This is a genomic window from Colwellia sp. RSH04 (genome assembly GCF_003545765.1).
Classification (GTDB): Bacteria; Pseudomonadota; Gammaproteobacteria; order Enterobacterales; family Alteromonadaceae; genus Colwellia.
This window is the reverse complement of the sequence record NZ_QXIO01000014.1, coordinates 50,274-66,145: the sequence shown is the minus strand read 5'-3', so window position 1 is coordinate 66,145 and position 15,872 is coordinate 50,274. Positions and strand designations below refer to the sequence as shown.

Annotated in this window: 8 protein-coding genes; 5 read left to right on the top strand and 3 right to left on the bottom strand. The window is 38.9% G+C overall.

The window, feature by feature from the left end; genetic code table 11:
* The 3 genes from D1094_RS16990 to D1094_RS16980 all read left to right on the top strand — a co-directional run.
* Positions 1 to 4,479 (top strand): Ig-like domain-containing protein (locus D1094_RS16990; RefSeq protein ID WP_118961310.1); only part of this gene is annotated, 4,479 nt, incomplete at its 5' end.
* A 226-nt stretch (positions 4,480 to 4,705) separates the two neighbouring features.
* Positions 4,706 to 5,626 (top strand): manganese-dependent inorganic pyrophosphatase, encoded by a 921-nt coding sequence (locus D1094_RS16985; protein WP_118961309.1) that lies wholly within the window; start codon positions 4,706 to 4,708, stop codon positions 5,624 to 5,626.
* Positions 5,627 to 5,779: 153 nt separating this feature from the next.
* Positions 5,780 to 7,267: a YncE family protein gene (locus D1094_RS16980; protein ID WP_118961308.1), complete on the top strand. Its 1,488-nt coding sequence runs from the start codon at positions 5,780 to 5,782 to the stop codon at positions 7,265 to 7,267.
* 257 nt (positions 7,268 to 7,524) lie between these two features.
* Here the strand turns inward: D1094_RS16980 and fadA are convergent, their stop codons facing one another.
* Positions 7,525 to 8,688 (bottom strand): acetyl-CoA C-acyltransferase FadA, encoded by a 1,164-nt coding sequence (gene fadA, locus D1094_RS16975; RefSeq protein WP_118961307.1) that lies wholly within the window; start codon positions 8,686 to 8,688, stop codon positions 7,525 to 7,527.
* A 15-nt stretch (positions 8,689 to 8,703) separates the two neighbouring features.
* Positions 8,704 to 10,884 carry a fatty acid oxidation complex subunit alpha FadB gene (gene fadB / locus D1094_RS16970; RefSeq protein WP_118961306.1) on the bottom strand — a complete coding sequence of 727 codons (2,181 nt, stop codon included), beginning with the start codon at positions 10,882 to 10,884 and terminating at the stop codon, positions 8,704 to 8,706.
* Between the two features lie 250 nt (positions 10,885 to 11,134).
* On the opposite strand from fadB, the gene D1094_RS16965 reads away from it, so the two are divergent.
* Complete coding sequence (locus D1094_RS16965; protein ID WP_118961305.1) at positions 11,135 to 12,322, top strand: MFS transporter; 1,188 nt, start codon at positions 11,135 to 11,137, stop codon at positions 12,320 to 12,322.
* 128 nt (positions 12,323 to 12,450) lie between these two features.
* Here D1094_RS16965 and D1094_RS16960 read toward each other — a convergent pair whose 3' ends face one another.
* The gene (locus tag D1094_RS16960; protein WP_118961304.1) at positions 12,451 to 14,673 is read right to left on the bottom strand and encodes an EAL domain-containing protein; all 2,223 of its coding nucleotides are present in this window, start codon (positions 14,671 to 14,673) and stop codon (positions 12,451 to 12,453) included.
* 281 nt (positions 14,674 to 14,954) lie between these two features.
* Between D1094_RS16960 and D1094_RS16955 the strand changes: the two genes are divergently transcribed.
* On the top strand, positions 14,955 to 15,848 hold the full coding sequence (locus D1094_RS16955) for a TIGR03899 family protein (protein WP_118961303.1): 894 nt from the start codon (positions 14,955 to 14,957) through the stop codon (positions 15,846 to 15,848).
* Positions 15,849 to 15,872 lie beyond the last annotated feature (24 nt).

The window sequence follows — 15,872 nt, the reverse complement described above, 5'->3', positions numbered from 1 at the left end:
TATACCTATTTTGATGCAGACAGTGACGTTGAATCGGGCACCACCTTTAAGTGGTATGCCTCAGATGATGCCGGTGGTACCAATAAAACACAAATAGCGACAACAGAAAACTTCACCTTAACCGCAGGCCAAGTCGGTAAATACATCAGTTTTGAAGTAACCCCGGTCAATGCCAATGCTTCAGGCTCTGCTGTCGAAAGTGCGATTAATGGAACCGCAGTTATTGCCGCTGACACAGCACCTACCGCAAGCTCAGTTAGTTTCTCGGGCACCTTACAGGTCGGTGAATTGCTGACCAGTAGTTATACCTATTTTGATGCAGACAGTGACGTTGAATCGGGCACCACCTTTAAGTGGTATGCCTCAGATGATGCCGGTGGTACCAATAAAACACAAATAGCGACAACAGAAAACTTCACCTTAACCGCAGGCCAAGTCGGTAAATACATCAGTTTTGAAGTAACCCCGGTCAATGCCAATGCTTCAGGCTCAGCGGTAGAAAGTGCGATTAATGGAACCGCAGTTATTGCCGCTGACACAGCACCTACGGCAAGCTCAGTTAGTTTCTCGGGCACCTTACAGGTCGGTGAATTGCTGACCAGTAGTTACAGCTACTTTGATGCAGACAGTGATGTGGAATCAGGCACCACCTTTAAGTGGTATGCCTCAGATGATGCCGGTGGGACCAATAAAACGCAAATAGCGACAACAGAAAACTTCACCTTAACCGCAGGCCAAGTCGGTAAATACATCAGTTTTGAAGTAACCCCAGTGAATGCCAATGCTTCAGGCTCAGCTGTCGAAAGTGCGATTAATGGAACCGCAGTTATTGCCGCTGACACAGCACCTACCGCAAGCTCAGTTAGTTTCTCGGGTACCTTACAGGTCGGTGAATTGCTGACCAGTAGTTATACCTATTTTGATGCAGACAGTGACGTTGAATCGGGCACCACCTTTAAGTGGTATGCCTCAGATGATGCCGGTGGTACCAATAAAACGCAAATAGCGACAACAGAAAACTTCACCTTAACCGCTGGGCAAGTAGGCAAATACATCAGCTTTGAAGTTACGCCTGTCAATGCCAACGCTTCAGGCTCTGCTGTCGAAAGTGCGATTAATGGAACCGCAGTTATTGCCGCTGACACAGCACCTACGGCAAGCTCAGTTAGTTTCTCGGGCACCTTACAGGTCGGTGAATTGCTGACCAGTAGTTACAGCTACTTTGATGCAGACAATGACGTGGAATCAGGCACCACCTTTAAGTGGTATGCCTCAGATGATGCCGGTGGTACCAATAAAACGCAAATAGCGACGACAGAAAACTTCACCTTAACCGCTGGGCAAGTAGGCAAATACATCAGCTTTGAAGTTACGCCTGTCAATGCCAACGCTTCAGGCTCTGCTGTCGAAAGTGCGATTAACTCAACGTCAGTAGCTGTTGTAAATACTGCGCCTACAGCTACCAATGTAATTATAACCAGCTCAAATGCAGATAAGCTTGTGGTTGGTAATGTACTAACAGGAAGTTACAACTATCAAGATGCGGATCAAGATTCAGAAGGGCAATCTACTTTCCGTTGGTTGATTAACGATATTGCAATCGATAGTGCGATAAATTCTTCTTATACAATTAGAGCTGAGGATACTGGTAAAACGATTACTTTTGAAGTAACACCTGTCGCACAAACAGGGGAAGTCAAAGGAAATCCTGTGTTATCTAACGGCGTTAAAGTAAGCAGTAACGCCCCTGTAGCTGATGCTCAAAGTGTAACCGTTGAAGAAGACACTTCTTTACAAATTATGTTAACCGCCAGTGATTTAGATAAAGACGAGCTCAGCTATTCTTTGGTGACCCAACCCTCTCACGGTGAATTAACAGGCAATGCACCTGAATTAACTTATGTGCCTGAAAATAATTTTAACGGTACTGATAGCTTTACCTTTAAAGTAAGCGATGGTGAATTTGATTCTGAAACTGTCACTGTTACCATAGAGGTAACTCCTGTAAATGATAGTCCGGTTGCCACTGACGATTATATCGAGCTTAGCAGTTGGGAAGTTGCGAATATTGACGTACTTGAAAATGATATTGACATTGATCAAGGCGATATCAAAATTATTGGTTCTACTGTTGATATAGGCTCAGTAGCGGTAAATGAAAGTAATATTGCTTACACTCCTATAGTTGGTTTTATTGGCCAAGCAAAAATTACTTACCACATTAGCGATGAACAAGGCAGACAAAGCTCAGCTTCAGTATTCATCAACATCAATGTAGATGATTCCAACCTGCCTATAATAACGCCACCAACAGATTTAGAAATTGATGCTCAAGGATTATTTACCAAAGTTGATTTGGATATTCCAATGGCCGTTGATAAAAATGGAGAAAAAATCCCTGTTTCAATAGATGGCAATACTTTATTTAAACCTGGAATAAACAAAATATTTTGGCGTGCAGAAGACAGTGAAGGAAACACTGCAATAGTCAGCCAGATAATAAAAGTTAAGCCACTTATATCAATAGAAAAAGATCAAACAGCCCTAGAAGGGTACTCTGCTAGCGCCAGAGTACATTTGAATGGCCTTTCGCCATCTTATCCATTATCAATTCCTTATACGGTCAGCGGTACCGCTGAAGAGGGCTCAGATCACGACCTGATTAATGGCGAAATAACTATTGAATCAGGTACAGGCTCAGTCATCGACTTTAATATTTTTACTGATCAGGTGAATGACGAAAATGAAACTATTATCATTACTTTAGATAGTAGCCTTAATTTAGGTCACAAAAAGGCTCAAGTTATCTCTATCAGCGAAAATAACATTAAACCTAAACTTACATTGAATGTTGAACAAGCTGATGAAAAACGTTTGATAGTAAATGCTGAAGATGGCTTCGTCGTTGTTAGTCCAACGATAAAACATCCAATTGTTGATAATGATTACAGCTATGAGTGGTCTAGTAAGCAAGATGTTTTAACAGATCTTGATAGCGACATGAATACCTTCAGTTTTGAACCTAGTGAACTAACTTCTGGCGTTTATCACATTCGTTTAGATATTACTGATATTGATGCTCCTGAGTTAAGCGCTCATAAGGAAGTTACAATTAAAGTAGAACAAAACAAAGCTATTTTGACAGATGATGACAGCGATAAAGATGGCATCCCAGATAATATCGAAGGGCTAAGTGACCTAGATAACGACGGCATTCCTGATTACCTCGACAACATAGCAGAATGTAATGTCATTCCAGAGCTTGTCGAAGAAACAAATAGCTTCCTAATTGAGGGTGACCCTGGTGTTTGTCTACGTTTAGGTGACAGGGCTCTAGGCGGGGACTCAGGTGGCGTACTAATTTCTGATGTTGAAACGTCAATGGCAAATAACACTGACGATACCAATATTAGCACTAATCATAATGTCGTTAATAACACTGATTCCGAAGCCACTAACGTTGGCGGAATTTTTGACTTTATCGCTTATGATTTACCGGAAGAAGGACAAGCCTATAGGATAGTACTACCGCAAGTGAAGCCTATTCCAGCTCATGCTATTTATCGTAAGCAACAAGCTAATGGCGAATGGGTTAATTTTGAGGAAAATAGCACTAACCTATTATGGTCTTCTGAAGGAGAATTTGGTTACTGTCCGGCTCCAGGGGATGAGAAATGGCAACCTGGATTAACTGAAGGACATTGGTGTGTGCAATTGCAAATAACTGATGGCGGTCCTAATGATGCCGACAGCATTGCAAACAATACAATAGTCGATCCAGGCGGTGTTGCTGTTTCGAATAATAATAATCAACAGCCTATTGCTGTTGCTGATAACGCGAGAGTTAAAGTTAATGCCTCATTAACTATAGACGTACTCGCTAATGACAGTGATTCTGACGGAGATACACTTGAACTAAACTCAGTTAATGCAATGTTTGGTACTGTGACCATTGAAAACAATCAGATTCACTATCAAGCACAACTCAATTTCTATGGCGAAGATAAAGTTATTTATGGGGTAAGTGATAGTCAAGGTGGCTCTGCATCAGCAATATTAACGGTCACAGTACTTGAGAATCAGGCACCAGTTGCTATCGCAGATAGCGCTACAGTTGTTGCCGGAGAATCAGTCATCATAGATGTATTAAGCAATGATACTGACCTAGAAAGTGATCAATTAACAGTAATCTCAGCCATAGCAACTCAAGGCACTGTATCTATCAACAGTGATAATACCTTGACTTATACTGCTAACGCAGACTTCAGCGGTATAGATAGCCTTGAGTATACTATTCAAGACGTCTTCGGCGGAGAGTCTAGTGTTGCTTTTGATGTAACTGTTACAGCAGCCCCAGAGCCTGAACCAAAACAAGATAGATCTTCTGGTGGCGGTACTTCCTGGATTAGCTTACTAAGCGTTATGATTTTCAGCTTACGTAAAAAGTTCAAGCGAGCAATAAAGGCGGGTAAAAAATAAGCTAAGCGAGAAGACATAATTTCAATATTGAAGTTATGTCCTTTTTATCTGACTATAAAACAGCTAGTTAATCGCTAGCTGCTTTATATCTATTAATTCAACATAACCTTCAATAGAATAATTTCATCTATTAGAATTCTTAATAGTTTCTAACACGAATTATCTCCTATACCCAAACCAGTTCGGGTTTGATAAAATACTGCTCAAATTTTAGGAGAGCTTTTTTATGCCGCATTATGTTGTGGGTCACAAGATCCCAGATTCAGATTCAATTTGTTCAGCGATTGCGCTGTCTTACTTAAAAACGACCTTAGGTGAAGAGACTGTTCCCGCTCGCTTAGGCGAATTATCACCAGAAACCTTATTCATTTTAGATAAATTTGGTTTTGAGCAACCAGAGCTTAAAATGAGCTACGCGGGTGAAAGCTTATACGTTGTTGATCATTCAGAGCGTACTCAAGCACCTGACGATATTGATGAAGCCACTATTTTAGGCATTATTGATCACCACAAATTAGGTGATTTAACCACCTCTACGCCGCTTGAATGCTGGATTCGCCCTGTAGGTTGTACTAATACTATCATTAAGATGATGTACGATTTTCACAATGTCGAAATTCCAAAGAACATTGCAGGCGCTATGATGTGTGCCATTTTAAGCGATACAGTAATCTTTAAATCACCAACTTGTACTACGGCTGATATAAAATGCGTTGAAGCCTTAGCAGAAATAGCTGGCATTGATGACGCAGAAGCCCTTGGCATGGAAATGTTCAAAGTAAAATCAGCCGTTGAAGGTACGCCAGCACGTGATTTAGTGTTACGCGACTTTAAAGATTTTGACATGAACGGCAACTTAGTTGGTATTGGTCAGTTAGAAGTCATTGATTTAGCAATTTTTGACGATATTAAAGCAGATCTTGAAGCGGATATTGCCAAATTAAAAGCAGAAGGCAACCGTCATAGCGTACTACTGCTATTAACTGACATTATGAAAGAAGGTTCAGAAATGTTAGTGGTAAGCGATAATGCTGACTTAACAGAAAAAGCTTATGGTAAAGCGACTGTTGATGGCAAAGTATGGTTAGACGGTGTACTTAGCCGTAAAAAACAAGTGGTTCCACCATTACAAGAATCTTTCTCATAGTAACTTATTTTAGGTCTATGTAGCATTATCATCAAAAACCGAGCGCTGTGTCCTAAAGCCGAACAATTTTAATTGTTCGGCTTTACGTATTATTTTCACTTTTAGATTTCCCCTCTATAACAGTACCATTAAAAAAACGAATTAAGGTATACCATGAAAATCTTTAAATGTGTCGACAGCCTTGCAGTGTATGCTCACCCAAAGCCTGATGCTCAGCAACAAGCGCGACTTTATGCTAACAATGGCTATTTTGAAAATGGTCAGTTTACTTATCAAAGTTACAATGATGACTTTAAATACGGGCAATTTTATCTCATTGATGAACAGGTCTATCGACGGGTGGATAAGTTAACTGGGAAAAAAACAAAAAAACTACTTAATGAAGCAGGTAAGCAACCCGATTTACCGTCATTTTTTCTTAACACTATTACAGAAGAGTATATATTTCCTAGTGAAATTATTACTAACAAAGTTACTGTCTCACTAAATGATTACCCTGATGATTTTGATAAAAGCTTGGTATTATTTGATTTAGTAACAAAGCAGAGTCAAAGCATGCCCTCGTATTCAACACGAAACGCAATTTTAAATAATGCCATTTATTCAATGGAAGACAGAGACAGGAGCTTATTAAAGCGAGACTTTAACTTAGGTACTATTTGGCAATACAATATAGACTCATCTGCTCGCACTTTAAGGCTAAAATATGCCTTTATTGATGACGGACTATTTATCACCTTTATTGGCCCTGCAGAAGAAAGTATGCAGGTAGTTAATGGTAATCAGGAAAAAAGTTTTAGTGGCGGTGAGCTTATCGGTTTTAATGATATAGACGGCAGTGTCGCTTGGCGCTTAGATATTGCTGATGCCGTTGATGAAATTAAACAGATAGATGGGCAATTATTTATTGCCTCATTAGCGCAAGTGCTCATAGTTGACTCACAAACGGGTAAGTTAGTGCATACCATAGAAACAGGGACGTCAACACCGATATATCGCGTGTTAGCCGTTAATTTGCATGTAGATGAACAATATATTTATTACACTAACGCTGCAGAAAACAGCTTGTTTATTTATAATGCCAGTACTTACCAACAGGTTAAAAAAATAGCTATTCCTGAAGGTTATAATATCAGAGGCTGCTCTGTTACTGATAAACTATCAGGCAAGCATTATTTTTCGGTAGTTAATCGTTTACAATATGTTGCTCGTTCAGCCTTACTTGAGCTTGATCCGAACAACTTAACCGATGAAATATCTCTAGAGCCTGAGCCTGATCATACCATTACCCTAGTGCCTACAAGTGATAATAGCGACGAGCTTGAATTACAGATAACGCTCAATTGTGCCAGCTTAGATGACGCTTTACGTTTTGGCGAAATTTACACCCGCGATTATGCGCAATGGCACAGCCATGCGGCTGTTTCACGAACGTTTGTCGGCCGTGAAGCGAACCCTAACTTTAACGGCATTATTCGTTTTATTTATTCTGGCTCAGAAAAGTCAGACGATGTAGTAAAAGAGCATTTAGCGATTATGGAAAAACGTTTTGCTCGCTGGATTGATGGGGAAGGTTTTTATGCCCAACCAAGTACCAGCAATAAAAATGAGCTAACGCGTTTAATTGCCGTTTACCAATAGTAAAAAATCTACAGCAATCATTTATAGTGAAATATTGAGATGTCGACATTATGGGTAAGAACGGCAGCCGCACGACTATTTAAAATGGGTATGACCATGTACGGTAAAGAACCAAGCTTTAAAGATATGCTTAAGTGGACGATTAAAGAAAATTAATTTTTTGTATTGGTTTTGATACAAAAAACCCAGCAAGGTTGCTGGGTTTTTTTATGTTTTTGCAATATAGCTACCGTAACTAGATCACGTGAACGGTAAAATTAAACTCGTTCAAATACAGTCGCAATACCTTGTCCTAAACCAATACACATGGTGGCTAAGCCAATGTTTACATCTTGACCTTCCATCAAGTTGATTAAGGTACCTGAAATACGTGTCCCTGAACAACCTAACGGGTGTCCTAGGGCAATAGCGCCACCATTAAGGTTAATCATATCGTCAATCTTATCTGCTAAGCCTAGCGCAGAAATACATGATAACGCTTGTGCACCAAACGCTTCATTGAATTCTGCTAGTTCTATATCTTCAATTGACAAACCAGCGCGTTTAAGTGCTTTTTGTGTTGCAGGAACAGGGCCAAAGCCCATTGTTGCAGGATCGCAACCCGCAACACCCATACCACGAATTTTAACGCGTGGTGTTAAACCAAGCTCTTTCGCTTTATCTGCCGACATAATTAACATCGCTGAAGCGCCGTCAGATAAGGCCGAAGATGTGCCCGCAGTTACTGTACCATTTACTGGGTCAAAAACTGGACGAAGCGCTGATAAGCTTTCTGCTGTGGTATCTGGGCGAACCACTTCATCATGTTCAACCAGTGTAAGTGCACCTGTCGCATCATGACCTTCAGTTGCTACTATTTCATTATCCCAACGACCGTCTAACATTGCTTGATGTGCTCTTTGGTGTGAACGAGCACCAAAGGCATCTTGCATTTCACGACTAATGCCGTGTTGCTTACCTAATAATTCAGCAGTTAAACCCATATTTCCTGAGGCACGCGCAATATGCTTACTTAATGCCGGGGCAAAATCAACGTCATACATCATAGGTACATGCCCCATATGTTCAACACCACCCACTAAAAACACATCACCTTGGCCTGCGATAATACTGGTTGCAGCATCATGCATCGCTTGCATTGATGATCCACATAAACGGTTAACCGTTAAACCGCCAATTGATTTTGGTAAACCCGCTAATAATGAAGCATTGCGAGCAATGTTAAAGCCTTGCTCTTTTGTTTGCTTCACACAGCCCCAGATAACATCTTCAATATCATTTGGGTCAAGTGCTGGATTACGTTTTAAAATTTGTTCCATTAAATGGGCTGATAATGTTTCAGCACGCACATTACGAAATACACCTGCTTTTGAACGCCCCATAGGAGTACGTATGCAGTCAATAATTACAACTTCTTTCATCATATTTCCCCTATTCTATTTAGTTGAAGGCGCTGTTTTAACATCTGTTGTGAAGTAAGATTTACCCGTTTTAGCCATGTCTCTTAAGCCATCAGTCACTTGATAAATTTCACCTAAATGCGCATATTTGTCTGCCATGGCAATGAAGTTATCTAAACCTAAGGTTTCAAGATAACGAATTGGGCCACCTCTAAATGGAGGGAAACCAATACCATAGATTAAGCCCATATCTGCTTCAGCGGCTGTATCGACAACACCTTCTTCCAAACAGCGAACCACTTCGTTAACCATAGGAATCATTAAGCGAGCGATAATTTCTTCACTGGTGAAATCTTTTTTATCAGCACATTGTGCAGCAAACAATTCATAAGCCGTTTCTGCTGGTACTTTAGATGGACGGCCACGCTTGTCTTTACCGTGATCATAAAAGCCTTTGCCATTTTTCTGACCAAAGCGTTCATTGCTATATAACGTACTCACTGGATCGTTCTCTAATTTCTTCATGCGAGTAGGGAAGCCAGCAGACATAACACCAGTACAATGATCAGCTGTATCAACACCCACTACGTCAAGTAAATACGCGGGGCCCATTGGCCAACCGAACTGTTTCTCCATCACTTTATCAATAGCTACAAAATCAGCACCTTCAAGCACTAATTGGCTAAAACCAGCAAAGTACGGGAATAAAACACGATTAACATAAAAACCAGGACAATCATTAACAACAATAGGTGATTTACCCATTTTCGCTGCGTATGCAACTACAGCCGCTACCGTTTCATCAGAGGTATCTTTACCTCGAATAACTTCAACTAACGGCATTCTATGTACAGGATTAAAAAAGTGCATACCACAGAAGTTTTCTGGACGCTTAACGCTTTTCGCTAATAAATCTATCGAAATAGTCGACGTATTAGAGGTTACAATGGCATCTTCACTCACGACAGATTCAACTTCTGCTAATACCATACCTTTAACTTTAGGGTTTTCTACAACCGCTTCGACTACCACATCAACATCTTTAACACTGTCATAGCTCAAGCTTGGTGTAATATTATTAAGTACACTCGCCATTTTTTTCACATTCATACGACCGCGTTCAACTTGCTTAGTTAAAATACCTGAAGCCGTTGTTAAACCAAGATCTAACGCTTGATCATTAATGTCTTTCATGACAATTGGCGTGCCTTTATAAGCCGATTGGTAAGCAATGCCACCGCCCATAATGCCAGCACCAAGAACTGCCGCTTTATTTACTGCTTTTACTGCTTGCTTACTGGCTTTCTTTGCTTTGCCTTTGATCACTTGATCAGACATAAACAAACCGATTTGCGCAGTAGCCGCATCAGTTTTAGCTAACTTTGCAAAGCCTGCATTTTCGCATGCCATAGCACCCGCTCTATCAAGTGTTGACGCATTTCTGATGGTTTTAACCATTGTCATAGGCGCAGGGTAATGTTTGCCCGCTTTTGCCGCAATCATACCCTCACAAGTACTGAAGGTCATCACAGACTCTATGGCGCTTAGTTGTAACGGCTCTAATTTAGGCTGACGTTTTGCTTTCCAATCAAGTTTCCCTGCAATCGCCTGTTTTAGCATGCTGATTGCTGCATCGCGTAAATGTTCAGGCTCTACCACAGCGTCTAAAAGACCTACAGCAAGTGCTTGTTCAGCTTTATGTGCTTTACCTGTAGACATCCACTCTACGGCATTATCAGCACCAATTAGACGAGGTAAACGCACTGTTCCGCCAAAACCAGGCATTAAGCCAAGTTTCACTTCTGGTAAACCAATGCTTACTTTTGTATCTGCAACACGAAAATCACAAGATAGAGTCATTTCACAACCACCACCCAATGCAACACCATTAATGGCTGCGATGGTTGGCATGTTCAAATCTTCAAAAGCATCGAATACGTCTGATGCTTTTTTCACCCAAGGAATAAGGGCTTCTTCAGGTTGCTTAAATGTTTCCAAGAATTCCGTAATATCAGCACCTACTAAAAATGCAGATTTGGCTGAAGTTACCATGACACCTTTTGCTTCATCGCATGTGTTAATGGCTTGAATAACTTCTATGAATTCTTTAAATGTTGCTTGATCAAACTTGTTAACTGAACCTTGCGCGTCGAATATAAACTCAACAATGCCATCTTCTAGTAATTTGGCAGAAAGGCTGTTGCCTTGATATATCATGCCTAGTCTCCTCACCTGTGGGGCGTATTTAACGATAATGATATAGACTCATTATCGTACTTATTTAGCAATAATAATAATTTTAGTCGATTGAGTGTGCCTTGAAAAAAAATTAAATGCAATAAATTTCAAACAAACGTTTGAATTGACTGTTTGATATAGAATCATAATGAATATAATTTATCTCATATTTAATAAGCAACTCAATTAACGTAAACTGTCAGCACTCCATACCTAGCTCTCTAACTAAATGACTCTTCTTAAAAAATATAATCAGCCTGAGCACCTTTTACTCGCTATGGCATTTACTATGCCACTGGTATTTTCAGTTTGGATGGTACTTTTAAATAATTTTGTTATTGAAAAAGCTAATTTTACTGGTGTAGAAATAGGCATTTTACAAAGTTTACGAGAAATTCCTGGCTTTCTCGCCTTTACCGTCATATATCTTTTACTATTCATCAAAGAGCAATCCTTAGCATTAGTCTCTTTAGCAATAACCAGTATTGGTGTATTACTTACTGGTTACTTTCCTACAGTAATCGGCTTGTATTTAACCACCATATTAATGTCAATTGGCTTTCATTATTTTGAAACGATAAGCCAATCGTTAACTCTACAGTGGATTGATAAAGAAAAGTCTGCGCACTTCATGGGCAGAATGCTATCAGTAAAAGCAGCAGCTTCGTTATTAGCATTTTCTAGTATTTGGCTTGTTATGGAGCACTATGCTTGGTCATATCAGCAGACCTATTTTATGTTTGGTGCCATCGCTTTATGCATTACCTTAATATTAGCGCTGACGTTTAAGCATTTTCCTGAGAAGTCAGCACAACAGAAAAGAATAATACTAAAAAAACGCTACTGGTTATTTTATGCGTTAACATTTTTCAGTGGTGCTAGAAGACAAATATTTGTTGTTTTTGCAGGCTTTTTAATGGTTGAAAAATTCAATTACAGTGTCGCTGAAGTGAGTTCTTTGTTCCTTATTAATTATGTGTTCAACTGGTTGTTTGCGGCAAAAATAGGAAAGCTAATTGGTAGAATAGGTGAGCGTGCCGCTTTACGTATTGAGTATATAGGGCTTATTGTAATTTTTGTTAGCTATGGGTTTGTAGAAAATTCAAATGTAGCTGCAATGTTATATGTTATTGATCATCTCTTTTTTGCATTAGCGATAGCTATTAAAACCTACTTTCAGAAAATTGCTTCTCCTGAAGATATTGCTGCAACAGCAGGTGTAAGCTTCTCAATAAATCATATTGCCGCGGTATTTATACCTGCACTATTAGGTATGCTTTGGGTTATTAAACCTTCTTGGGTATTTTTTATTGGGGCAGGATTTGCCTGTTGCTCACTGATTTTAGCACTGTTAATACCAAAAAAACCTCTCCCAGGGGTAGAGGTTCGATTTAAAGAGTTAACACATACGAAATAGAGATTAACTATCGCGTTGCCTAGGGCATGTTGACCTTTGTTTAAGTTTTCAGCAATGCGCTATTTTTATCAATAACAAAGTAGTGTGAACGCAGTTTGGTTGTTCCAAATTCTCAAATACTCATGCCGCTAATGATTAGCTTTTAAAAACTCAATGAAATCTTTTTCTGGCATCGGCTTGGCGTAATAGAACCCCTGTACTTCATCACAACCTAATTCAAGTAAACGCTCTTGCTGTTTAATTTCTTCAATACCCTCAGCAATAACCTTAAGATCCATTTTTTTACCTAAGTTAATAATTGTTTCAGCAATAACAGATTGACCTTCCTCTGCAATGTTCGTAACAAAAGCACGATCTACTTTCAAACGATCTAAGGGAAGTTTTTGCAAATAACTTAGCGATGAGTAACCAGTACCAAAATCATCTAATGCTATACTGATGCCTTCTGATTTTAGTTTCATCAGTGCATCAACAACAAGTTGCGGATCATCCATTAGAATGCTCTCTGTGATTTCTAGCTCTAGTTTACTTGGATCTATTTGATGTGACTTAATAGAGCCAATCACAGTATCTACAAAATCATCACGCCTAAATTGCGGAATTGAAACATTGACAGAAATACTAATATTATTAAAAGAGCTGTCTAAACGCTTAATTTGCTCACAAGCCTGATTAATAACCCAATCTCCAATGTCAATAATTAGCCCTGAATATTCAGCAAGCGGAATGAATACAGCAGGAGATATATAATTTCCATCAGCAGTACGCCAACGCAACAGTGCTTCTGCTCCAATAACTTTGCCTGTTTCTAAACTTAATTGCGGTTGATACCAAAGCTCTAAACAGTTCGCAGCAAAATCATTTCTTAGTTGTCTTATCATTCCCAAACGCCACTGCATTTGGTCTTCCATTTCAGGGTTGTAATAAGCAAAATGTTCTAGACGATTCTTTTTAGCAAGGTTAAGTGCAATGTTGATTTGGTTAAGTACTTTTACGCCTGAGTTTTCAGCATGTTCTTTAGTGCAAAAACCAAAACAAGCATTAATAGGTAAGTGCTGTTCACCTGCGGTAAAAGGGTGAAGGAATAAGCCCATTAAATTCTCAGGTGTAACAACGCTTTCTGGCCCAATAATGCCGAAAACATCAGCACCAACACGTGCAAATTTACAGATACTGCCAATCTCAAGCATACGTTTACCGACGGCAGTTAATAGTTGATTACCAATATCTTGCCCAAGAGCATCATTAATATCGCTAAAATGATTAATATCAATTAAAGCTGCAACAAGTTGTTCGCCATTTTGTTGCGAAAAATCATCAAGTAATCGTAAAAATTCTAATCTATTAGGTAGGTTAGTTAACCAATCTTTGTAGGCGGCATTGCTGAGCTTTTGAAATAAATGAACGTTTTCATAGCCAACGGCGACACCTGACAAAAAGACATTTAATAATTGGGTTTGAATTTCTGAAAGTGGTGAGGCTAACTCAACAAAAATAACCGCGCGATAATCACCTTTGGCGATGTAGAGGCTTAGATGTTGATCTTCAATTTGATGTTGTTGTTGGAGAAAACATGTTTTAACGAACTTATTAGCTTGCTCGTTTTTCAGTTGCTCTAATTTTTGATTAACGAGACTATTGTCGTGACCACTTTGCGCCAATATATAAAAGCTTAGATCATCAACATTATCAATAATTCCTTGCCCTCGAGCACAGAGCACACTCGAAGAGTCATTACTTATTATGGTGTTAAGTTGCATTAAAACACTGTGACAAAAGGCAGAAATAGAATGCTTAGATGATAATTCTGTTGCCCCAGCGACAATCTTTTCTAAACCTTGTCTATTTTCATTAACGGTCGCTATTTGCTGATAAGAGCGTATGGCGGCGAAAACAGTCGTTACAAGCTTGCGACGTGTTAACTCTGTTTTTGTTTTATAATCATTGATGTCGTATTCTTTAATAACACTTTCTTCAGGAGCATAGCCTGGTTGCCCAGTGCGAAGAACGATGCGAATATCTTGCCTGTTTAATGTTTCTCTGATGTGTTTAACCACATTTAAACCTGCGTCATCTGTTTCCATGACAACATCTAATAGTACAAGCACTATTTCAGCATTTTCTTCAATTAGTTGACATGCTTCACTACCAGAATAAGCATGAATATATTCGAGGTGCCTACCGAGAACAACAAGATCAGACAGGGCTAATTGAGTGACAGAATGAATTTCAGGATCGTCATCTACAATCAGGACTTGCCAAGTATCATTGCCACTTTGAGCTAAAATTTCATCTTCATCACTATCGTCGATAAATAAGAAATCATCATTTGAATTTTCTGATGCTTGCATACTACCCTCAGATCTCTGACAAACTCCTTTGTGCCAGAAAAATCCCTATTAAATATTTTTACAAAAGAAGACTAGCTTAACTATAACTCAATACTACTTATTTACACTATTAAATAGCATATTAAAAGTTACTTTAACAATATTTGTTTGAGTCATACAATATAATTATTGTTTAAAAACTAAATCTTTGCAAAATACAGAAAAAACGTACAATATCAGTTGTTAGCATTAGCATAAAATTAGTTAAAAATAGCCTATTTCATCGCAAGGGAGTAATTGAAGTGAAAAAAGAAGAAAACCCAATTATTGTTGTAGATGAAAACAATAACAACGGTGAGAATCAAGAGATTGTTATTGCTGAAGACGCCAATAGTAATAAGAGTGACACTTCTGCTTCACAACAGTTTTTAAAGCTTGCCAGTCAATTTGCTATTGACGGTGCACTTCTCCCTCCTGAAAAAAAAATGCCCATTGAAGATAGAGTCAATAAACGTAATCGATTGATTAATGCTAAGCAACAACAAAATATTGAACAAATCATCCAAAAAACATTAGGTTATCACGCTAAGGCAGACATCCGAAGTCGAACAGATAATGATTGGTTTAGTCGTTACATTAGTTTAGCTCAAGAAGTCAGTAACCCCACTATGCAAGATTTATGGGCAAAAATATTAGCGGGTGAATTATTAAAACCGGGCTCTTTTTCTTATAAGTCATTGAAAATATTTCGTAACATGAGCATTTTTGATGCTAAATTATTTGCTAAGGCATGCTCTGTCGCGATTCAGGATTCAAGTAAAAAGCACATACGGATAATTAGTGGTGCATATCAGCAACCGGGTTTACTTAATTTTTTCTCTAAAAACAGACAAGTACACGTAAACTTAAGTCAATATGGTTTAAATTTTGCCAATTTAATGGCATTAGCTGAAAATAACTTACTGTACCTTCAAGAAAGTGAGTTGAGTCTTTCTGAAAATAAAGAACACCTAAAGCTTAACTACAATGGTATCAGCCTAAGCTTTATCGCCAAAAAGTCGAATACAAATCTGCAATTTTACAAGTTTACACCGCTAGGCTGTGAGCTTGCACAATTAATAAGTGATAAACCTAATGACGATTTTCTCAATACATTAAAGCAACAGTTAAGCCATCTTATTGATATTAGTGATTAGCCATTAACGCTTGTATAACGCTAA